Origin of the sequence: Frigidibacter sp. MR17.24 (assembly GCF_037095655.1) — a bacterium.
Classification (GTDB): domain Bacteria; phylum Pseudomonadota; class Alphaproteobacteria; order Rhodobacterales; family Rhodobacteraceae; genus Frigidibacter.
This window is the reverse complement of the sequence record NZ_JBAWKE010000001.1, coordinates 879,871-899,589: the sequence shown is the minus strand read 5'-3', so window position 1 is coordinate 899,589 and position 19,719 is coordinate 879,871. Positions and strand designations below refer to the sequence as shown.

The following is a 19,719-nucleotide window of genomic DNA, read 5'->3' as shown; positions in this document are numbered from 1 at the left end:
CCGCCATCTGCCGACAGCTTCGGCATATGCCCGCGAAACGGGCATCTGGTCAGGTCGGCAGGCCAGTGAAACCGCGGCACGGCAAGGGATTAGGTGGGTGATCACGCATTTCGGTAAGATAACCTTACCGGATCGTCGCGGCCGATTGACGGAAAGGACCGCTTCGGTCATATGGGCCCGGGGGGTTCCGTGCGCCCAGGCGCCACAGGGATCCCGGAGGAGATGAGGGAGGGGACGATGGGCGGCTTACTGGCCCTGTCGCGCGGCATCGACCGCGCGAATGACATCATCGGGCGTTCGGTCGCCTGGCTGATCCTGATCGCGGTGATCATCAGCGCCGGCAACGCGGTGGTGCGCAAGGTGTTCAACACCTCGTCCAACGCCTGGCTGGAACTGCAGTGGTACCTCTACGGGGGCGCCTTCCTGCTGGCGGCGGCCTACACGCTGAAGCAGAACGAGCACATCCGCATCGACATCCTCTACGGGGTCTGGTCGCGCCGGGTGCAGCACTGGATCGACCTGTTCGGCCATGTCTTCTTCCTGATGCCCTTCGTGATCCTGATGCTGTACTTCTTCGTGCCCTGGGTCTCGTATTCCTTCCGCAGCGGCGAGATGTCGACCAACGCGGGCGGGCTGATCATCTGGCCGTCGAAGGCGCTGCTGCTGGCGGGGTTCCTGCTGCTGTTCCTGCAGGGCCTGTCCGAGATCATCAAGAAGGTCGCGGTGATGCGCGGCGTGATCGAGGATCCGAACCCCTTCGTGTCCTCCCACGCCGCCGCCGAGCTTGAGGGCGAGGCCTCTGCCGCCTCGATCATGGCCGAAGGCGTCGATCCCGCGAAGGAGCCCCGCAAATGATGGAGTTCATCGCCTCGAACATGGCGCCGATCATGTTCGCCTCGCTGATCGGCTTCCTGCTGCTCGGCTATCCCGTCGCCTTCTCGCTCGCGGCCAACGGGCTGATCTTCTTCGTGATCGGCGTGGAACTGGCGCCGCTGTCGAACGGCGCGATCAACCTCAGCTGGCCGCTGCTGAACGCCCTGCCGGAACGGTTCTGGGGCGGGGTGCTCGCCAACGAGACGTTGCTCGCGATCCCGTTCTTCACCTTCATGGGCATCGTGCTTGAGAAATCCGGCATGGCCGAGGATCTGCTGGACACGATCGGCCAGCTGTTCGGCCCGGTGCGCGGCGGCCTCGCCTATGCGGTGATCATCGTCGGCGCGCTGCTGGCGGCCACCACCGGCGTCGTCGCGGCGAGCGTGATCGCCATGGGCCTGATCTCGCTGCCGATCATGCTGCGCTACGGCTACGACCGGCGCGTGGCCTCGGGCGTGATCGCGGCAAGCGGAACGCTCGCGCAGATCATCCCGCCCTCGCTGGTGCTGATCGTGCTGGCCGACCAGCTCGGCCGGTCGGTGGGCGACATGTACAAGGGCGCGCTGGTGCCGGGCATGGTGCTGACCGGGCTCTACCTCGGCTATGTCTTCGTGCTGTCGATCGTGCGGCCGAAGATGGTGCCGGCGCTGCCGCTCGAGGCGCGCACGCTCGGCTCGGGCGTGACCTCGCTGCTGGTCGCGCTCGTGCTGTGCGGCCTGATCACCTATGGCGCCCACGTCTGGCTGGAACCGACGCATGGCGCCAATGCCGACATCCTGGGCGCCGTGGTCGGCATCGCGGTGATCTACGTGCTGGCGCTGGCGGACCGCGGCCTGAAGACCGGGGTTATGAGCCGCCTCGCCCAGCAGGTGATCATCGTGCTGATCCCGCCGCTGGCGCTGATCTTCCTCGTGCTCGGCACGATCTTCCTCGGCATCGCCACGCCGACCGAGGGCGGGGCGATGGGCGCGGTCGGCTCGCTGATCCTCGCGGGGATGAAGGGGCGGCTGTCCTACAAGGTGATCGACGGCGCGCTGGCCGCGACCACGCGGCTGTCGGCCTTCGTCATGTTCATCCTGATCGGCGCGCGGGTGTTCTCGCTCACCTTCTACGGCGTGAACGGCCATGTCTGGGTCGAGCATCTGCTGACCTCGCTGCCGGGCGGCGAGACGGGCTTCCTGATCGCGGTGTCGATCATGGTGTTCCTGCTCGCCTTCTTCCTCGATTTCTTCGAGCTGGCGTTCATCATCGTGCCGCTGCTGGCGCCGGCGGCGGATGCGCTGGGGATCGACCTGATCTGGTTCGGGGTGATCCTGGGGGTGAACATGCAGACCTCGTTCATGCACCCGCCCTTCGGCTTCGCGCTGTTCTTCCTGCGCTCGGTCGCGCCGAAGATCCCCTATGTCGACCGTCTGACCGGCAAGACCATGGCGCCGGTCACCACCGGGCAGATCTACTGGGGCGCGGTGCCGTTCGTCTGCATCCAGATCGTGATGATCGCGATCGTCATCGCCTTCCCGCAGATGGTGATGCGCTACAAGGGGCCGCCGGTCGACCTGACCAATGTCGAGATCAAGCTGCCCACGCTGGGTGGCGGCCTTGGTGGCGGTCTGGGCGGCGGTCTGGGCGGCGGTCTTGGTAGCGGTCTTGGTGGCGGGCTCGGCGGTGGCCTTGGTGGCGGGCTCGGTGGCGCGCCGGCGCCCGGCGCGGCGCCGGGGACTGCACCGGCTCCGGCACCGGGGGCGACCCCGGCGCCGGGCGGGATGCCCGCGCCGGGCGGTGGCCTCGGCCTGCCGCCGGGCCTGCAGGCGCCCGCGGCCCCGGGGGCCGGCGCGGCGCCCAGCCCGGCGCCCGCCCCGCAGACGGTGGTGCCGGGGCAGGGCCTTCCGCCCGGCCTCGCCCCGCCCGCGACGTCGAACTGACCACGAACGGCGGCCCCTGACCGGGCCGCCGTTTTCGATTCTGCCGCCTCGCCGTTCAAAGGCCGGCACCGCCGCCGGGCCGCCCCGCCACCGCATCGGCACCGCCCGGCACTGGTTGGCACGGCGCGGGCACGGCGCTGGCATGGGCGCTGGCACTGGGGCTGGCACTGGGGCTGGCACCGGGGCAGGCGCTGGTCGCCCACCGCCCCAACCCGGGCCCCGTCCAGGTCGCCCTACGGGCGCCTGCCCGGTGCGCGAACCCCATCGCGCGCTTGCCTCGGGCGGTCAGGACGCCTAAGCCCCGCCCGTACCGCCCAGAGGACTGCCCCGAGGACCGCCGCCGATGACCGACACGCCCGCCGCCGCGCCTGCCCCCGTCTCGCCGGCCACCGAACCCGCCTTCGTGCTGGTCCGCCCGCAGATGGGCGAGAACATCGGCGCCGCCGCCCGGGCGATGCTGAACTTCGGCCTGACCCGCATGCGCCTCGTCGATCCGCGCGACGGCTGGCCGAACCCGCGCGCGGTGGCCATGGCCTCGGGCGCGGCGGGGACCGTGCTCGACAATGCCGGCGTCTTCCCCGGGGTGATCGAGGCGGTGGCCGATTGCGACCACGTCTTCGCCACCACCGCGCGCAACCGCGACCTGACCAAGCCCGTCTACACCCCCGAGGCCGCGATGGAGCGCACCCGCGCCCTGATCGCCGAGGGCCGCAAGGTCGCCGTCCTCTTCGGCCCCGAGCGCGCGGGGCTGGAGAACGAGGACCTGATCGCCGCCGACGCGCTGATCTCGGTGCCGGTGAACCCCGACTTCCCCTCGCTCAACCTCGGGCAGGCGGTGCTGCTGACGGCCTATGAATGGCGCCGCCAGACGGTGCCGGCGGTGCCGCAGCGGATGGAATACGCCGGGACCGAGCCCGCGACCCGGATCGAGATCGACAAGCTTGCCGAACATTACGAGGCCGAGCTGGACACCGCGGGCTTCTTCTTCCCTGAAACCAAGGCCGAGGGGATGCGGCTGTCGCTGCGCAACCTGTGGTTCCGCCTTGGCCTGACCCGGGCCGAGGTGCAGACCCTGCATGGCATGCTGCGCCAGCTGCTGCGCCACCACCGCCGCTGACGCCGCCACGGCAGCGCGCGCCTTACCGGCTTTTCAGACGCGCGGGCGCGTGATAGCCACGCCCCCGCAACGTCCTGCCGGATCCGCCGGCGGACCCTATGACGAGGGATGACCCCAATGGCTGTCGAACGCACGCTCAGCATCATCAAGCCCGACGCGACGCGTCGCAACCTGACCGGCAAGATCAACGCCAAGTTCGAGGAAGCGGGCCTGCGCATCGTCGCGCAAAAGCGCCTGCACCTGTCGACCGCGCAGGCCGGCAAGTTCTACGAAGTCCACAAGGACCGTCCGTTCTACGGCGAGCTCGTCGAGTTCATGGCCTCCGAGCCGGTCGTCGTGCAGGTGCTGGAAGGCGAAGGCGCGATCGCGAAGAACCGCGAAGTGATGGGCGCCACCAACCCGGCCAACGCCGACGAGGGCACCATCCGCAAGGAATTCGCGCTGTCGATGGGCGAGAACTCGGTGCACGGTTCGGACGCGCCGGAAACCGCCGCGCAGGAAATCGCCTTCTTCTTCTCGGGCCTCGAGCTGGTCGGCTGACCGCCTCGGCCACGTGACCGCGACAGGGGGCCGTCCTTCGGGGCGGCCCTTTCGCATTCCCCGGGGCATGCGCGCCCGCTCCGCTTCGGGGGCCGGGCGCAGAGCGCCCGCCGGGTGCGCGCCGCAGCGCGGGCCACGCGATCGCTCGACGCGGTGAAATCCGGAAGGGCCTGTAAGGGGCGGGGGCCGATGCCGGCCGCGCGCGGCGCCGGTCGTCGGGCGGGGCGTTGCGCGATCGGTCGGGGGGGGCAGGCGGCGGCCATGGCCGGCGGCGTGCCATGAGGCGGGACGTGAACCGTCCCGCGGGCTGGTTGGCGAAGGCGCGCGACCCGTGCCGTGGGGCCGCTGGGCGTGCCCGCGAGGGGCCCGCCCGGGGCCCATCCAAGGCTCGGTGTGCCCTTTTCAGGATCCGGGTCTCAAGATCCAAGCCTCTGGCCCAAGTCTCTGGGCCAAAGTCTCAGAGCCTCGGACCCGGCGCCGGGATCGTGGCGCGATCTCGGCGCGCGGGCCTCAGATCGAGGCCCAGTCGGTGAACTGCGTCGAACCGCTTCCGCCCATCTGCCCGCCCGAGGCGGTCTGCCCGGCCTGCGGGCGCGGGGTGGCGGTGCCCTGCTGCTGGGCGGTGGTCGGGGCCGGTTGCTGGCCCTGCTGCTGTTCGGTCTTGCTCGTCGTCATCGTGCTGCTCCGGGCTCCCGTTTCGGGATGCCATCTGCCTTGCCCACCGGTGGACGGAGACTCTCTCCGCTCCGGGGCCGCTGAGGCAGATATTTCGGGGCAATTGCGGCGTCAATGGCGCGCTGCGGTGACCCCGGAACGGCAAGCCATGACAGGCGCAGTTCCCGACAGCGCGCGCAAATGGGCGAGAGCCGCAGGGTCGTCGACCAGATCCGACAGCGTGACGCGGTCTAGCGTTTTATAGAACGCTTCCAATGCGTTGGACAAAGCTTCCTTCAGCAGGCAGCGCCCCGACAGCGGGCAGGCGTTGCTGTCGAGGCTGAAACATTCCGTGAAGGGGGTGTCGGCCTCGAAATGGCGGAACACGGCGCCGACGCTGATCGTCTCGGGGCGGGCGCCCAGCCGCATGCCGCCGGTGCGGCCGCGCTGGGTCTGCAGGAAACCGCTCTGGCCCAGGGCGTTGATCACCTGCGCCAGATGGTTCTCCGACGCGTTGCAGGCGCGCGCGATCTCGGCCTTGGTCACCATCCGGTCCTGATGCGCCGCGCAGTACATCAGCGCGCGCATCGCGAGGTTGGTCCGAAGCGTCAGGCGCATGTCATCCCCCATCCTGGTCAGCCCATCCCTAGCCGGTCGCGCGCAGGTGGAAATTGATCTGGATCAAATGAGGGTTTTGCACCAGTTGCCGCAGCCCCGGTGCAGGGCCCGCGCCGCGGCGGCCCGCGCCGCGGCGGCCCGCGCGGGCGGCCAGCCGGCCGGGAAAGGGGCGGGGCCCGGATCAGGTGAAGGGCACCGGAAAAGGGGCATCGCGGGCGGCATGGCCGCCGCGGCGCTCAGTCGTCCTCGGCCAGCGGGTGGTGGCCCAGCACCAGCGCCTTCAACCGGTCGTCCAGCACATGGGTGTAGATCTCGGTGGTGGCCAGATCGGCATGGCCGAGCATCATCTGGATCGCGCGCAGGTCGGCGCCGCCCTCCAGCAGGTGGGTGGCGAAGGCGTGGCGCAGCACGTGCGGCGTGACCTTGGCCGGGTTCAGCCCGGCGCGGATCGCCATGTCCTTCAGCGCGACGAAGAAGCCCTGCCGCGTGAGGTGGCCGGCGGCGCCGCGCGCGGGAAACAGCGCGCGCGAGGGCGCGGGCGGCCGCCCGGTGCCCCGGCGCGCGGCCTTGGCACGGGCCTCCTCCTCGGCCGCGTCGCGCGCGACGAGCCAGGCGCGCAGCGCCGCGCGCGCGGGCTGCGACAGCGGCACCAGCCGCTCCTTGCCGCCCTTGCCCCTGACCAGCAGCATCCGCGGATCGCCGCGCCCGGCCGCGACCGGCAGCGACACCAGCTCGCTCACCCGCATGCCGGTGGCATAGAGCAGCTCGATCAGGCAGGTGGCGCGCAGCCGGTCGGCCTCGGTCTTGCCGGTCTCGCGCGCGGCGGCGATCAGCGCCTCGATCTCGGCCTTCGACAGCGTCATCGGCAGCCGCTTCTCTTTGCCCGGCCCCGACAGCCGGATCGCGGGATTGTCGGCGCGCCAGCCCTCCTCGTGCGCGAAGCGGTACATCTGCCGGATCGAGGCGAGCCTGCGCGCGCGGGTCGCCTTCGACAGCCCGTCCGCATCCAGCCGCACGAGATAGTCCTCGACCGCCTCGCGCGGGGCATCGGCGAAATGCAGGCCGCGGTGCTGCAGGTAGCCCGCGAAATCCTTCAGGTCGCGGCCATAGGCCAGCCGGGTGTTGACGGCGGCGTCGCGCTCGGCCGCCTGCGCATCGAGGAAGGCCGAGATCCACATCTCCATCGGCCGCGCGGCGGCGGCCCCGGTCATCCGCGCCGCTCCAGGATCAGGAATTCCAGCGCCGTGCGCCGGGCCGCATCCTCGAACCCGGCCGCGCGCAGCACCTTCAGCCCGGCGGTGACGTCGCGCAGGTCGCCGCGCGCGCCCTCGGTGATCTCGCCCATCGCCGCCAGCACCGCCTCGCCCACGCGGTTGCCCGCCAGCAGCTGCGCCTCGGCCGCCGCCGGCGCCGCGCCGCGCGAAAACGCCGCGCGCACCGCCGCGCCGCGCTGGTCGGGCTGCACCAGCCCGGTGACATCGCCCTTGGCCAGCCCGACAAGGAAGGCCTCGACCCCGTCGCGCGGCGCGCGCGCCTGGGCCACGGTCTCGTAATCGGGCGACAGCAGGCCCAGCCGGAACGCGACCGCGCCCGCCTCGCCGCGCAGGCCCAGGCCCGCAAGCTGCGCGCCGTAGGTCTCGGCGAAGGGCACCTCGAGCTCGGCCGCGCTCATCGCGGCCCAGGCGGTGGGCAGCGCCTCGTAGAGGCTGGCGTCGCCGCGCGCGATCGCCGCGTCCAGCGCCGCGATCGCCGCGATCCGGTCCCAGACCCCGCCCGAGGCCGCGGGCGGCCGCTCGGCATAGATCGCGAACAGCTGCGAGGGGGTGATCGCGCCCGACCGCGCCAGCCGCTCGGCCGCCTCGGCCCGGGCCTTCCAGCCGACATTGTCGCGCAGGTCGGACTGGGCGAAGGCCAGGGGCAGCGTCGCCGTCGGCAGCGGCTGGCCGATCGCCTCCATCATCCGCAGCACCAGCGGCGAGACCCGCGCCGGCACCGGCAGCGGCTCGGCGCCATCGGCCAGCTCGGGGTCGAGGAAGCGCGCCAGCAGCTCGGCCGTCTCGCCGTCGACCTGGCCCAGGGCCTCGCCGGTCCCGAGGCTCAGCGCCGCCGCCGACCAGTCGCCGCCGCGCGCCAGGCAGAAGATCCGCGCCGGGAAGGTCGGCGCGATGTTGGGCGTGGCATTCATCGTCTCGCAGGCGCGGTCCTCCTCGCCCAGCAGCAGCGAGACGTCGAACCAGCGCCGGAACGGCTCGGGCCGCGGCTCGTCGGGCAGGCTCAGAAGCGCCATCGCCGGGTCGAGCGCGCCCAGATCCAGCAGCTTGTCGACCCGCGCCAGGAACAGCCGCCCGTCCGCCTGCGCGTCGAAGGGCGGGTCAAGCTCGGTCGTCAGCAGCCGGTACAGCAGCTGGCGCAGCGCCGGCAGCATGTCGGTGCGCTCGGCCGCGATCTGGCCCACCAGCACCTCGGTCGGGGTCTCGCCCCACAGGTCGCGCGCAAGCCCCGCCTGCGCCGCGGGCACCAGCCCCAGCGCGTCGAGCGTCGTGTCCCCGAGCGGCGTCACCGCGATCTGCTCGGGCGCCGCCTCGGCCGCGACCGGCGCCTCGGCCGGGCCGCGGCGCGGCAGCGCCACCGGCGTCGCGACCGAGCGCGACAGCCAGTCGATCGCCGACAGCGGCGCGCCGGCCTCCTCTTGCTGGCCGCGGCCCTGCTGCGCCGCGGCCGGTCCCGCGGCCACCAGACCCACGCCCAGCAGCGCCAGCACCACGATCCCCGGCGCGGCCGCGCCGCGCGGGGTCATCCGGCCAAGGGGACGGGCGTCACTGCGATACATTCGCCGGCACCGGTGTCAGCGCGACCGGCTTGCGCACCTCGCTGCGCTGCGGCGACAGGTCGCCGAGATAGGCGTAGCCGGTCAGTCCCAGGAAGCCCAGCACCACCAGGAAAACCACCAGCTTCAGGATGCGCCCCATTCGTCTCGCCTCTCGTCTGTCCCGCGCCGTCCACGACGCTTGTTATCTTGTGCCGTCGTGCGGCACGGCTTGATGACCCTCTCGGGGGTCTATGCACCCGCGCCCGGCCTGCGTCCACCGCCGGCACCGGGCTGCGGCAGCCTGTCGCCGACAGCCCGGCACCGCTGCGGGCCGATTTATATATGGCATTTTCGGAAGTATCACGCCATTAGGGCGCAACCGGCCCACACGGCTTTGCGAGGCGGCCGGACCGAAAAACGCCGGGGGGACGGACGCGTGAAGGCGAGGCTGCGCAGGACGGTGGTTCTGGTGGGGATGATGGGCGCGGGCAAGACCGCGGTCGGAACCTCGCTGGCACGGGCGCTCGGCGTCCCGTTCCTCGATTCGGACGAAGAGATCGAGCGCGCGGCGAACCGCTCGGTGGCCGAGATCTTCGCCCGCGACGGCGAGCCGTTCTTCCGCGCCCGCGAGGCGCAGGTGATCTCGCGGCTGCTGGCGGGCAAGCCCTGCGTGCTCTCGACCGGCGGCGGCGCCTTCATGCAGGACCAGATCCGCGCCGAGATCGCCGAGAAGGGCGTCTCGCTGTGGCTGCGGGCCGATCTCGACTGCCTGTGGAACCGGGTGCGCCACAAAAGCTCGCGCCCGCTGTTGCGCACCAGTGACCCCCGCGGCACGCTTGCCGCATTGCTCGCGGTGCGCGAACCGGTCTATGCGCAGGCCCGGATCATCGTCGACTCGCGGGCCGAGGGCTCGATCGACGAGATGACGGCCCGGGTGATCGACGCGCTGGCGACGGTCCCGGGGCTGATGGACTAGACCGGAGAGGCGGATATGGACAGGGCGCAGGGCACCGACATCGTTGGCGTGGAACTCGGGGACCGTTCCTACGAGGTGCGCATCGGCGTGGGGCTGCTGGCGCGCGCCGGGGCCGAGATCGGCGGCCTGCTGCGCCGCCCGCGGGTGGCGATCGTCACCGACGAATCCGTGGCGCCGCTGCATCTGCAGACGCTGAAGGCGGGCCTGGGCGACATCGCCTCGACCGAGATCGTGCTTCCGACGGGCGAGGGCACCAAGGGCTGGGACGACCTGTCGCGCACCGTCGAATGGCTGATCGAGCAGAAGGTGGAACGGCGCGACCTGATCGTGGCGCTCGGCGGCGGCGTGATCGGCGACCTCGCGGGCTTCGCGGCGGCGATCCTGCGCCGCGGCACCCGCTTCGTGCAGATCCCGACCACGCTGCTGGCGCAGGTCGACAGCTCGGTCGGCGGCAAGACCGGCATCAACTCGGCCCATGGCAAGAACCTGATCGGCGCCTTCCACCAGCCCTCGCTGGTGCTGGCCGACATCGGCCTGCTCGACAGCCTGCCCGAACGCCAGTTCCTGTCGGGCTATGGCGAGGTGGTGAAATACGGGCTCTTGGGCGATTACGCCTTCTTCGACTGGCTCGAGGCCAACGGCCCGGCGCTGGCGGCGGGCGACCGGGCGCTGCGCCAGCGCGCGGTGCGCCGCTCGGTCGAGATGAAGGCCGGCATCGTCGAGCGCGACGAGACCGAGGCCGGCGAGCGGGCGCTTCTGAACCTCGGCCACACCTTCTGCCACGCGCTCGAGAAGGCGACCGGCTACGGCGACCGGCTGCTGCATGGCGAGGGGGTGGCGATCGGCTGCGCGCTGGCCTTCGAGCTGTCGGCGCGGCTGGGCTTCTGCAGCCAGGAGGACCCGAGCCGCGTGCGCGCGCATCTCAAGGCGATGGGGATGAAGACCGACCTGTCGGACATCCCGGGCGATCTGCCCGATGCCGACGGCCTGATCGCGCTGATGGCGCAGGACAAGAAGGTGATCGACGGCCGGCTGCGCTTCGTGCTGGCCCAGGGCATCGGCGACGCCTTCGTGGCCGAGAAGGTCGACCCCGCCAAGGTCCGCACCCTGCTGGCGGATGCGCTCAAGGGCCGCTGAGCCGGTCGCGACCCGGTCCGGACCCCCTCTCGCCCCCCTCTCGACCCCCTCTCGACTTTGTCCAAATATCCCGGGGGTCCGGGGGCAGCGCCCCCGGCCTTCGCATCTTTTCCCGACGGCGGTTCCCGCGCCCGCGCGGCGCGTCAGGCGACCGTGCCCTCGAAGATCACCAGTTCCCGCCGCGCCGCCGTCGCCGCGACCGCGCGCGCCGCCACGTAGTCGGGGTCGTCATAGCAGGCCCGGGCGGCGGCCAGGCTCGGGAATTCGATCAGCAGCACCCGGGACTTGTCCAGCGCCTCGACCATCTCGGGCGCCTCGGCGCCGCGCCGCACCACCGCGCCGTGGCGCGCGGCGATCGGCGCCCACATCCGGCCATAGGCGGCCTGCGCCTCCGGGTCGGTGACATCGGTCCCGAGGATCAGCCAATAGCCCTTCATCGCGCGGCTCCTTCTTGTGCGTGCCGCGCGATCCTCGCGATCGGGCGCGCGATGTCCAGCAGCCCGGTCGCCGCATCCCCTCCCGGCCGCCGCGCAGCCTGCAATCCAGCCTGCGCGTCAGCCTTGGCGTCCGCCTTGACGTCAGCCGCGCGCGCGGCGCCGTCCGCGCCCCGATCCGGCGGCCTGGGCCTCGGCGGCGGCGGTGGCGAAGTCGGCGCCGGCCCGCACCGCCTCGATCACGCGCGAGAAGCCGATCCAGGTGCCGCCGTTCGCATCGTGGTCCATCAGCAGGTTGGCGGCGCGGATCGCCTCCATCTCGGCCGGGCGCACCGGGTTCATGATCGCCGAGGTCATGCCGGCGCCGATCGCCATCGGCAGGAAGGCCGCGTTGACCCCGTGCCGGTTCGGCAGCCCGAACGAGATGTTCGAGGCGCCGCAGGTGGTGTTCACCCCCAGCTCGTCGCGCAGCCGGCGCACCAGCGCGAAGACCTGCCGCCCGGCGGTGGCCATCGCCCCGACCGGCATCACCAGCGGGTCGACGACGATGTCCCGGGCCGGGATGCCGAAATCGGCGGCGCGCTGCACGATCTTGCGCGCGACCTCGAAGCGCACGTCGGGATCCTCCGAGATGCCGGTGTCGTCGTTCGAGATCGCGACGACGGGCACGTTGTATTTCTTCACCAGCGGCAGCACCCGCTCCAGCCGCTCCTCCTCGCCGGTGACGGAGTTCAGCAGCGGCCGCCCGACCGCCGCCGCGAGCCCGGCCTCCAGCGCGCCGGGAACACTTGAGTCGATGCACAAGGGTACGTCGACAAGCCCTTGGACAAGCTCGATCATCTGCCGCATCAGCGGCGGCTCGGTCAGGTTGGGGTCGGGGTTGGAATTGTAGACCACCCCGGCATTCACATCGAGCACCATCGCCCCGCAGGCGACCTGCTCCAGCGCGTCCCTCTCGACCGTCGAGAAATCGCCGGCCTCCAGCTCGGCCGCCAGCTTCTTGCGCCCGGTCGGGTTGATCCGCTCGCCGATGACGCAGAAGGGTTCGTCAAAGCCGATGACAACGGTTTTCGTCTTCGATTCAAGCACTGTACGGGACATGTCTCACCCCACTTGCGAAGTTGCGCCACGGCTGGAAAGCCAATCGGTCGCGGTCTTGATCCCGCCCAGCGGGAAGATGTGCACCGCCTCGATCCCGAAGCCCGGATGCGCGGCGCGGTGGCGCGCCAGCTCGGCCAGCATCGCGTCCGGCTCGAAGGGCAGCATCAGCCGGGTGACGTCGCGCGCCCGGCGCTGCAGCACCCGCAGCGAGGGGCCGACGCCGCAGGCGATGGCGAATTTCAGCAGCGTCTGCAGCTTGGCCGGACCCGCGACCCCGATGTGCACGGGCAGCGCGATCCCCTCGGCCGCCAGCCGCCCGGCCCAGTCGATCACCGGCGCCGCCTCGAAGCAGAACTGGGTCGCGATCGCCATCGTGGCGTCCGTGCGTTCCGAAAACGCCTGCTTCCAGCGCAGCGCCGCCATCACCGCCCGGTCCGAGCCGTCGGGATCGATGTCGCGGTTGCCCTCGGGATGGCCCGCGACATGCAGCCGCCGGAAGCCGTCGAAAAGCCCCGTCTCCAGCAGCTGCATCGAATTGTCGAAGGCCCCTCGCGGCGCCGGCAGGCCGCCGCCGAGCAGCAGCGCCTCGCGCACCCCGGCCTCGGCCCGATAGGCCGCGATCCAGTCCGCAAGCTCGGCGCGCGCGCCGATCAGGCGGGCCGGAATGTGCGGCATCGGCTCGAAGCCCTCGTCGCGCAGCCGCCGCGCGGTCGCGACCATGTCGGCGATCGGCGTGCCGTCGATATGGGCGACATAGACCCGGGTCCCGGGCGCGAGCAGCGCGCGGAAGTCGGGCACCGCCGCGGCGGTGCGCGGCATCACCTCGATCGAGGCGCCGGCGAGGAACGGGGCCAGCAGCGGGGCCAGCGCCCCCGGCGGCGGTCCGGCCTCGGCCTTGCGGAACGGCAGCAGCGACATCGGTCTCCTCCGGTTCGAGGGGGCGTCGTCATCCTCCCCCGGCATCATGGGTCAGGCCCGCCCGCCGCGGGCGATCAGCGCCTTCAGGCGCGCAGCGTCGTAATCGGCCTCGAGCCGGGCGGCCGCGGCCTCGGCGATCTCGGCATCGCTCGCGCCCTCGGCCTGTGCGGGCACGCGGCGCCACTCGGCGAGATAGGCATCGGTGTCGCGCGCGCCCGAGGCCATGGCGGCGCGGTCGATCGCCTGCTCGAACCGCTCCGACAGCACCCGCTTCACCGCGCGCCGGCCCCGGCCGACCAGGACCTGGGCCGGGATGTCGCGCCAGTAGACGATGGTGATCTCGGTCATCGCGGCCTCCCTCAGCTGACCCGAGCGTGACAGGTCGCGCCCCGGCGGCGTTGCAGATTTGCGACGTCCCGGCGCGGTCCAGCGACGGCGCCCCGGGGCGGGTGTCCGGCGGGGAACCGCGGTGCGCTCACGGCGTTGTTCCGGCCGGCTCTTGCACCGCCGGGACCGCCCGCTTATTGTTTGCCCTAACACGTATATCGGAGGGCGTTACGATGGCGCCCAGGCGTTCCACGGGTGCTGGGGCGCTCCCGAAATCCACGGTCGAGCCCGAGGCATCCATCCCCGGACCCGAATCCAGCCCGCTCTACGCGGCGCTGGATCTCGGGACCAACAGCTGCCGCATGCTGATCGCCCGTCCGCGGGGCGCGCAGTTCCATGTGATCGACAGCTTCTCGAAGACGGTGCAGCTCGGGCAGGGGCTCGAGGCATCGGGCAAGCTGTCGCGCGCCTCGATGGCGCGCACGGTGCAGGCGCTGCAGATCTGCCGGCGCAAGATCGAGCAGAACGGCGTCGCGCACATGCGCCTCGTCGCGACCGAGGCCTGCCGCCGGGCGAAGAACGCCCGCGACTTCCTGCGCTATGTTCGGCGCGAGACCGGCCTTCCGCTCGAGATCATCGAGCCCGAGGAGGAGGCGCGGCTGGCTGTGATCTCCTGCGCGCCGCTGGTCGAGCGCAAGACCGAGCAGCTGCTGATCGTCGACATCGGCGGCGGCTCCACGGAACTTGTCTGGATCGACCTCTCGGCGGTGCCCGCGCCCGAACGGGCCCGCGCGATCATGCGCCTCTCCGAGGGGTTCCGCGCCGCCCCGGTCGAGGGGCAGGTGGCGGCGAAGGTCGTCGACTGGATCTCGATCCCGCTCGGCGTCGCCACGCTCAAGGACCAGTTCGAGGATGTCGAGGACGACGCGGCCCGCTTCGCGCTGATGAGCTGGTACTTCGAGGAGAACCTCGCCGATTTCTCGCCCTACAACGCGGCCCAGCCGCGCGAGGGGTTCCAGATCATCGGCACCTCGGGCACGGTGACGACGGTCGCGGCCAGCCACCTCGGCCTGCGCCGTTACGACCGGGCCAAGGTCGACGGGCTGACGATGACCTCGGACCAGATCGACCGGGTGATCCGCGACTACCTCGCGCTCGGCCCCGAGGGGCGCCGCGCCGACCCGCGCATCGGGCGCGACCGGCACACGCTGATCATGTCGGGCGCGGCCATCCTGCAGGCGCTGATGCGGATCTGGCCGACCGAGCGGCTCTCGGTCGCCGACCGCGGCCTGCGCGAGGGGCTGCTCTATGCCCAGATGTCGAAGGACGGCGTGCTCGAAGAGGCGCTGCCCCTCTGATCGTGGCGCCCGGCGGCGGCGTGGGATGCCTCCGGCGGGGATATTTGGACAAAGTCGAAGACGGATTCGACTTTGCGAAAATATCCCGGGGGTGAATTGGCCGCAGGCCAAGAGGGGGCGGCGCCCCCTCCCGCCGGTTTCAGCCGGCGCGCTCCTCGAGGTCGAGCCATTCCTCCTCGGCTTTCGCCAGCGCCTCCTGCCGTTCGACGAGGCCCTCGCTGGCCTTCTGGAACTTGGCCGGGGCCTTGGTGAACAGCTCGGGATCGGCGAGGAACTCGGTCAGCTTCGCGATCTCGGCCTCGAGCCGGGAGATGACCTTGGGCAGCTCGTCCAGCCGGTGGCGCTCGGTGTAGCTGAGCGCGGCCTGCGCCGGTTTTGCCGGTTGCGGGGCCGGTTGCGGGGGGGCGGACCCGGGCTGCGCCTCGGGGGCCTTCGCCGCGGACGCAGGCTTCGGTACGGCCGGCGCGGGAGCGGTGTCGGCGCGCTGGGCCTGGTAGTCGGACCAGCCGCCCGGATAGGCCGTCGCCCGCCCGTCGCCCTCCATCGCGATCGTCGTCGTGGCCACGCGGTCGATGAAGTCGCGGTCGTGGCTGACCAGAAGGACCGTGCCGTCGTATTCGCCTAGGATGTCCTGCAGCAGGTCCAGCGTCTCGACATCCAGATCGTTGGTCGGTTCGTCGAGGATCAGCAGGTTCGACGGATGCGCCATGATCCGCGCGAGCAGGAGCCGCGCGCGCTCCCCGCCCGAAAGCGAGCCGATCGGGGCGCGGGCCTGGGATTCGTCGAAGAGGAAGTCCTTGAGATAGGCCACCACGTGTTTCGGCTGGCCGCGCACCATCACCTGGTCCGACCGGCCCGAGACCCGCATCTCGGGGTCGTTGACCATGCCGTCCCAGAGGCTCATCGTCAGATCGAGCGTCGCGCGGGCCTGGTCGAAGACCGCGATGTCGAGATTGGTGCCCAGGGTGACCGTGCCCATGTCGGGGGCGATCTCGCCGGTCAGCATCTTCAGAAGCGTGGTCTTGCCGACGCCGTTCGGGCCGACGAAGGCGACCCGGTCGCCGCGCAGCACGCGCAGGTCGAAATCCTGCACGATCACCCGGTCGCCGAAGGCCTTCGAGATGCCCTTGACCTCCATCACCCGCTTGCCCGAGGTGGGGCCCGCCTCAAGCTCCATCGCCGCCGTGCCCTGGCGGCGGATCTGGCCCGCGCGTTCGGCGCGCAGGTCCGCAAGCGCGCGGACGCGGCCCATGTTGCGCTTGCGCCGGGCCGAGATGCCCTCGACCGCCCATTTCGCCTCGGCCTTGATCTTGCGGTCGAGCTTGTGGCGGGCGTCGTCCTCGGCCGACCAGACCGCCTCGCGCCATTCCTCGAAGCCCTCGAAGCCGCGCTCCTGCCGGCGCACCGCGCCGCGGTCGATCCAGAGCGTCGCCCGCGTCAGCGCCTTGAGGAACGCGCGGTCGTGCGAGATCAGCACATAGGCCGCGCGGGTGTCCTTGAGGTGGTCCTCGAGCCAGGAGATCGCCTGGATGTCGAGGTGGTTGGTGGGTTCGTCCAGAAGCATCAGCTCCGGCTCGCGCGCGAGAAGCCGCGCCAGCGCCGCGCGGCGCCGCTCGCCGCCCGAGGCGGCCGCGGGATCGGCGTCGAGGCGCAGCTTCAGCCCCTCGGCCACCGCCTCGATCTTCCATTCCTCGCCATGCTCCAGCCCCTCGCAGGCGAAGTCGCGCAAGGTCGCGTAGCCCTCGAGGCTCGGCTCCTGCTCCATGTAGCCGACAGTGACGCCGGCGGGGATCACCTTCGATCCCTTGTCGGGCTCGACGAGCCCCGCCATCACCTTCATCAGCGTCGACTTGCCCGAGCCGTTGCGGCCCACGAGCGCGACGCGGTCGCCGGGCTGGACCACGAGGTCCAATCCGTCGAAGACGGGGTTGCCGCCATGGGTGAGCGAGATGCCGGAAAGCTGGAGGAGGGGTGCGCGTGCCATGGTGTGGCGCTATCCGGCGGCATGGGGACAGTCAAGGGGAAGGCCGGGGGAGCCGCGGCTCCCCCGGACCCCCTGCGTGATCTCGCGCGACGAAAGGCCGGCGGCGGACCGCCGGGTGGCCGGCCGAGGGTGACAACCGGGCGCTTCATGGTGACACATGCTGCCGACGCCGCGCCCCGCGCCGACGTCGAAAAGCGGCCGCCCGAGGGGGCGGTCGGCCGCTGGGCGGGGGCCCTTGCGGGCCCTGTTAACCGGCCAAAACAGAAAGCTGGGGTCCGGGGGGATGCATCCCCCCGGCCTTTCAGCCCTTGCGCATCCGCGCGCCGTCGGCGTCCCAGAGCGGGTCGGTGACCAGCGTCGCGGGGTAGCGCTCGCCCAGGATCTCGATCTCGACCTTCAGGCCGGGGACGAGCCTTTCCACCGGCACGAAGCCCATCGCGACCGACTTGCCCGTGCCGTGGCTGTAGCCGCCCGAGGTGCAGAAGCCCTGCACCTTGCCGTCGATCCAGATCGGCTCGTAGGCGACGACATCGGCGCCGTCCTTGCCTTCGGGCACCTCGACCACGAAGGCCGCGATCTTGCGGGTCGGGACTTCGGACTCGGCGGCCTCTTTGCCGATGAAGTCCTTGTCCCAGGTGATGAAGCGGTCGATCCCGGTTTCGGCGGGCATGTAGTCGGGCGAGAACTCGCGCCCCCAGCTGCCGAAGAACTTGTCCAGCCGCAGCGACATCATCGCCCGCATCCCGAAGGGGCGCATGCCGAATTCTGCCCCGGCCTGCCACAGGGTCTGCCACAGCTGCCGCTGGCACATGAAATCGCAGTAGATCTCGTAGCCCAGGTCGCCGGTGTAGCTGACGCGCTGCACGAGGCAGTCGGTCATGCCGATCACCATGCGTTTGGCATCCATGAACCGCAGGCCCGCGCCCGAGACATCGGCCCGGGTGACCTTCTCCAGCACCTTGCGCGCCAGCGGGCCGGCGATCTGGAAGCCGGTCAGGCGGTCCGAGACGTTCTCGATCGTCACGCCGTCCTCGAGCTGGCTTTCGAACCAGCGCATGTGCTGGCCCTGCGCGCCGTAGGAGCCGGTGACTTGGAATTCGGTCCCAGTCTTGGAGTCGGGCAGGCAGGTGACGGTGAAATCGCCGATGATCCGGCCCTTGGGGCTCAGCATCGGGTTCAGCGCGATGCGCCCCGGCTTCGGGATCCGGCCGGCAAGGATGCGGTCCAGCCAGGCGCGCGCCTTCGGGCCGGTGACGCGGTACTTGCCGAAGTTCTGGATCTCGTTGATGCCGATGGCCTCGCGCACCGCCTTCACCTCGGCCGCCGTCGCCTCCCAGGCGTTCGAGCGGCGGAAGGACGGGGTTTCGTACCGCGGCTCGCCGTCAAACGCGTGGTAGTTCACGACCTCGAGCCCGTATTGCTGGCCCCAGACCGCGCCCATGTCCGAGAAGATGTCGTACATCGGCGTGGTGCGGAAGGGCCGCGCGGCGGGCTTTTCCTCGTTCGGGTAGGAGACCGAGAAGCGGGTCTGGTAGTTCTCGATCACCTTCGGGACGGTGTAGCCGGGCGTGGTCCATTGCCCGAAGCGGGCGACATCGAAGCCGCGCGGGTCACGCTCGACCTCGCCCTCGATCATCCATTGCGCGAGCGCGAGGCCCATGCCGCCGCCCTGGCTGAAGCCCGCCATCACCGCGCAGGCCGACCAGTAGTTGCGCAGGCCGGGGACGGGGCCGACGAGCGGGTTGCCGTCGGGGGCGAAGGTGAAGGGGCCGTGGATCACGCGCTTGACGCCCGAGCGTTCCAGCACCGGGAAGCGGTTGTAGGCGAACTGGACCGAGGCCTCGATCTTGTCGAAATCCTCGGTCATCAGCTCCTGGCCGAAGTCCCAGGGCGTGCCGTGCAGCGACCAGGGCTGGCAGGGTTTCTCGTAGAAGCCGATGCACATGCCGCGGCCTTCCTGGCGGGTGTAGCTTTCGCCGCCCGGGTCCATGACATGGGGAAACTCGCGGCCCTCGGCCAGGATCTGCATGATCTCGGGGATGTCGTCGGTCACCAGGTACTGGTGCGCCATCGGCAGGAGCGGCAGGTAGACGCCTGCCATCGCGCCCACCTCGCGCGCCCAGAGGCCGCCCGCGTTCACCACATGCTCGGCGATGACGGTGCCCTTTTCGGTGACGACCTCCCACGAGCCGTCGGGGCGGGGATTGGTTTCCAGCACCCGGTTGTGCAGCACGATCTCGGCCCCGCCCATCCGCGCGGCCTTGGCGTAGGCCATCGTGGTGCCCGAGGGGTCGAGATGGCCGTCGAGCGGGTCGTAGAGGCCGCCGATCACGCCGTCGAGGTTCACCAGCCCGTCGGTCAGCTTGCCGATCTCGGCCGGGGTCAGGATCTCGGTGTCGAGGCCCATGTAGCGGTGCTTGGCGCGCTCGGCCTTCAGCTGCTCGAAGCGCTGGGGCGTGTCGGCGAGCGTGACGCCGCCGACGTGGTGCAGGCCGCACGACAGGCCGGTGATCGCCTCGAGCTCCTTGTAGAGGCGGATGGTGTAGCCCTGCAGCGCCGCCATGTTGGTGTCGCCGTTGAGCGTGTGGAAGCCCCCCGCCGCGTGCCAGGTCGAGCCCGAGGTGAGTTCCGAGCGTTCGATCAGCATGACGTCGGACCAGCCGAGCTTGGTGAGGTGATAGAGCACCGAGCACCCGACCACGCCGCCACCGATCACCACCACCCGCACATGCGATTTCATTGCGCCGTCCCCTGTTCGCAGATGCGGGCATCCGAGCGTGAGGCGGTCGCGCAATCATGTCAGCGGGCGACAGGTTCGTGTCGTTTCTGTCTGCGGGGGCGGCGGGCAGGGCGGCGGGCAGGGGGCCAGGCATCGGGGCAGGCACTGGAGCAGGCACTGGGACAGGCAAGGGCGGGGGGAGGCGCGGCCTCCCCCCGCACCCCCCTGCGCC

Annotated in this window: 18 protein-coding genes; 7 read left to right on the top strand and 11 right to left on the bottom strand. The window is 71.2% G+C overall.

Going from position 1 to position 19,719, the window contains the following annotated elements; genetic code table 11:
- Nucleotides 1-237: 237 nt before the first annotated feature.
- From V8J39_RS04175 to ndk, 4 genes are all read left to right on the top strand, one after another.
- Nucleotides 238-855 carry a TRAP transporter small permease subunit gene (locus V8J39_RS04175; RefSeq protein ID WP_336459596.1) on the top strand — a complete coding sequence of 206 codons (618 nt, stop codon included), beginning with the start codon at nucleotides 238-240 and terminating at the stop codon, nucleotides 853-855.
- Nucleotides 852-2,795: a TRAP transporter large permease gene (locus V8J39_RS04170; RefSeq protein WP_336459595.1), complete on the top strand. Its 1,944-nt coding sequence runs from the start codon at nucleotides 852-854 to the stop codon at nucleotides 2,793-2,795. Before V8J39_RS04175 ends, V8J39_RS04170 begins: the two co-directional genes overlap by 4 nt.
- A gap of 343 nt (nucleotides 2,796-3,138) precedes the next feature.
- Nucleotides 3,139-3,912 (top strand): RNA methyltransferase, encoded by a 774-nt coding sequence (locus V8J39_RS04165; protein WP_336459594.1) that lies wholly within the window; start codon nucleotides 3,139-3,141, stop codon nucleotides 3,910-3,912.
- A gap of 117 nt (nucleotides 3,913-4,029) precedes the next feature.
- A complete protein-coding gene (gene ndk / locus V8J39_RS04160; RefSeq protein ID WP_336459593.1) occupies nucleotides 4,030-4,452 on the top strand; it encodes a nucleoside-diphosphate kinase in 423 nt (140 codons plus the stop codon).
- A gap of 510 nt (nucleotides 4,453-4,962) precedes the next feature.
- Here the strand turns inward: ndk and V8J39_RS04155 are convergent.
- From V8J39_RS04155 to V8J39_RS04135, 5 genes are all read right to left on the bottom strand, one after another.
- Nucleotides 4,963-5,127, bottom strand: coding sequence for a hypothetical protein (locus tag V8J39_RS04155; protein ID WP_336459592.1), 165 nt, complete (start codon nucleotides 5,125-5,127; stop codon nucleotides 4,963-4,965).
- Between the two features lie 111 nt (nucleotides 5,128-5,238).
- Nucleotides 5,239-5,724, bottom strand: a complete 486-nt coding sequence (locus V8J39_RS04150; RefSeq protein WP_336459591.1) for an RrF2 family transcriptional regulator — start codon at nucleotides 5,722-5,724, stop codon at nucleotides 5,239-5,241.
- Nucleotides 5,725-5,960: 236 nt separating this feature from the next.
- Nucleotides 5,961-6,935 (bottom strand): tyrosine recombinase, encoded by a 975-nt coding sequence (locus tag V8J39_RS04145; RefSeq protein WP_336459590.1) that lies wholly within the window; start codon nucleotides 6,933-6,935, stop codon nucleotides 5,961-5,963.
- Nucleotides 6,932-8,554, bottom strand: a complete 1,623-nt coding sequence (locus tag V8J39_RS04140) for a hypothetical protein (RefSeq protein WP_336459589.1) — start codon at nucleotides 8,552-8,554, stop codon at nucleotides 6,932-6,934. The genes V8J39_RS04145 and V8J39_RS04140 overlap by 4 nt, the downstream gene beginning before the upstream one ends.
- Nucleotides 8,541-8,693 (bottom strand): hypothetical protein, encoded by a 153-nt coding sequence (locus V8J39_RS04135; RefSeq protein ID WP_336459588.1) that lies wholly within the window; start codon nucleotides 8,691-8,693, stop codon nucleotides 8,541-8,543. The genes V8J39_RS04140 and V8J39_RS04135 overlap by 14 nt, the downstream gene beginning before the upstream one ends.
- 276 nt (nucleotides 8,694-8,969) lie before the next feature.
- On the opposite strand from V8J39_RS04135, the gene V8J39_RS04130 reads away from it, so the two are divergent.
- Both V8J39_RS04130 and aroB read left to right on the top strand, forming a co-directional pair.
- Entirely contained in the window at nucleotides 8,970-9,509 is a 540-nt protein-coding gene (locus tag V8J39_RS04130; protein ID WP_336459587.1) for a shikimate kinase, read from the top strand.
- A 15-nt stretch (nucleotides 9,510-9,524) separates the two neighbouring features.
- Nucleotides 9,525-10,646 (top strand): 3-dehydroquinate synthase, encoded by a 1,122-nt coding sequence (gene aroB, locus V8J39_RS04125; RefSeq protein ID WP_336459586.1) that lies wholly within the window; start codon nucleotides 9,525-9,527, stop codon nucleotides 10,644-10,646.
- 143 nt (nucleotides 10,647-10,789) lie between these two features.
- Here aroB and V8J39_RS04120 read toward each other — a convergent pair whose 3' ends face one another.
- The 4 genes from V8J39_RS04120 to V8J39_RS04105 form a co-directional block, all read right to left on the bottom strand.
- On the bottom strand, nucleotides 10,790-11,083 hold the full coding sequence (locus tag V8J39_RS04120) for a DUF1330 domain-containing protein (protein WP_336459585.1): 294 nt from the start codon (nucleotides 11,081-11,083) through the stop codon (nucleotides 10,790-10,792).
- Between the two features lie 141 nt (nucleotides 11,084-11,224).
- On the bottom strand, nucleotides 11,225-12,181 hold the full coding sequence (locus tag V8J39_RS04115; protein ID WP_336459584.1) for a methyltetrahydrofolate cobalamin methyltransferase: 957 nt from the start codon (nucleotides 12,179-12,181) through the stop codon (nucleotides 11,225-11,227).
- A gap of 3 nt (nucleotides 12,182-12,184) precedes the next feature.
- The gene (locus V8J39_RS04110; protein ID WP_336459583.1) at nucleotides 12,185-13,099 is read right to left on the bottom strand and encodes a methylenetetrahydrofolate reductase; all 915 of its coding nucleotides are present in this window, start codon (nucleotides 13,097-13,099) and stop codon (nucleotides 12,185-12,187) included.
- 51 nt (nucleotides 13,100-13,150) lie between these two features.
- Nucleotides 13,151-13,447, bottom strand: coding sequence for a virulence factor (locus V8J39_RS04105; protein ID WP_336459582.1), 297 nt, complete (start codon nucleotides 13,445-13,447; stop codon nucleotides 13,151-13,153).
- A gap of 212 nt (nucleotides 13,448-13,659) precedes the next feature.
- Here V8J39_RS04105 and V8J39_RS04100 point away from each other — a divergent pair, with 212 nt between their 5' ends.
- Nucleotides 13,660-14,784 (top strand): Ppx/GppA phosphatase family protein, encoded by a 1,125-nt coding sequence (locus V8J39_RS04100; protein ID WP_336459581.1) that lies wholly within the window; start codon nucleotides 13,660-13,662, stop codon nucleotides 14,782-14,784.
- Between the two features lie 139 nt (nucleotides 14,785-14,923).
- Here V8J39_RS04100 and V8J39_RS04095 read toward each other — a convergent pair whose 3' ends face one another.
- Together V8J39_RS04095 and V8J39_RS04090 are read right to left on the bottom strand one after the other, a co-directional pair.
- Nucleotides 14,924-16,768 carry an ABC-F family ATP-binding cassette domain-containing protein gene (locus V8J39_RS04095; RefSeq protein ID WP_336459580.1) on the bottom strand — a complete coding sequence of 615 codons (1,845 nt, stop codon included), beginning with the start codon at nucleotides 16,766-16,768 and terminating at the stop codon, nucleotides 14,924-14,926.
- 301 nt (nucleotides 16,769-17,069) lie between these two features.
- Complete coding sequence (locus V8J39_RS04090; protein WP_336459579.1) at nucleotides 17,070-19,508, bottom strand: GcvT family protein; 2,439 nt, start codon at nucleotides 19,506-19,508, stop codon at nucleotides 17,070-17,072.
- Nucleotides 19,509-19,719: the final 211 nt, after the last annotated feature.

Bases quoted from the DNA above. Each gene is read 5' to 3' on its own strand.
- V8J39_RS04155 (WP_336459592.1), bottom strand. From the start codon at position 5,127: ATGACGACGAGCAAGACCGAACAGCAGCAGGGCCAGCAACCGGCCCCG.
- ndk (WP_336459593.1), top strand. From the start codon at position 4,030: ATGGCTGTCGAACGCACGCTCAGCATCATCAAGCCCGACGCGACGCGT.
- V8J39_RS04150 (WP_336459591.1), bottom strand. From the start codon at position 5,724: ATGCGCCTGACGCTTCGGACCAACCTCGCGATGCGCGCGCTGATGTAC.
- V8J39_RS04110 (WP_336459583.1), bottom strand. From the start codon at position 13,099: ATGTCGCTGCTGCCGTTCCGCAAGGCCGAGGCCGGACCGCCGCCGGGG.
- V8J39_RS04135 (WP_336459588.1), bottom strand. From the start codon at position 8,693: ATGGGGCGCATCCTGAAGCTGGTGGTTTTCCTGGTGGTGCTGGGCTTC.
- V8J39_RS04100 (WP_336459581.1), top strand. From the start codon at position 13,660: ATGGCGCCCAGGCGTTCCACGGGTGCTGGGGCGCTCCCGAAATCCACG.
- V8J39_RS04165 (WP_336459594.1), top strand. From the start codon at position 3,139: ATGACCGACACGCCCGCCGCCGCGCCTGCCCCCGTCTCGCCGGCCACC.
- V8J39_RS04170 (WP_336459595.1), top strand. From the start codon at position 852: ATGATGGAGTTCATCGCCTCGAACATGGCGCCGATCATGTTCGCCTCG.
- V8J39_RS04095 (WP_336459580.1), bottom strand. From the start codon at position 16,768: ATGGCACGCGCACCCCTCCTCCAGCTTTCCGGCATCTCGCTCACCCAT.
- V8J39_RS04090 (WP_336459579.1), bottom strand. From the start codon at position 19,508: ATGAAATCGCATGTGCGGGTGGTGGTGATCGGTGGCGGCGTGGTCGGG.
- V8J39_RS04175 (WP_336459596.1), top strand. From the start codon at position 238: ATGGGCGGCTTACTGGCCCTGTCGCGCGGCATCGACCGCGCGAATGAC.
- V8J39_RS04105 (WP_336459582.1), bottom strand. From the start codon at position 13,447: ATGACCGAGATCACCATCGTCTACTGGCGCGACATCCCGGCCCAGGTC.
- V8J39_RS04145 (WP_336459590.1), bottom strand. From the start codon at position 6,935: ATGACCGGGGCCGCCGCCGCGCGGCCGATGGAGATGTGGATCTCGGCC.
- V8J39_RS04140 (WP_336459589.1), bottom strand. From the start codon at position 8,554: ATGTATCGCAGTGACGCCCGTCCCCTTGGCCGGATGACCCCGCGCGGC.
- V8J39_RS04115 (WP_336459584.1), bottom strand. From the start codon at position 12,181: ATGTCCCGTACAGTGCTTGAATCGAAGACGAAAACCGTTGTCATCGGC.
- V8J39_RS04120 (WP_336459585.1), bottom strand. From the start codon at position 11,083: ATGAAGGGCTATTGGCTGATCCTCGGGACCGATGTCACCGACCCGGAG.
- aroB (WP_336459586.1), top strand. From the start codon at position 9,525: ATGGACAGGGCGCAGGGCACCGACATCGTTGGCGTGGAACTCGGGGAC.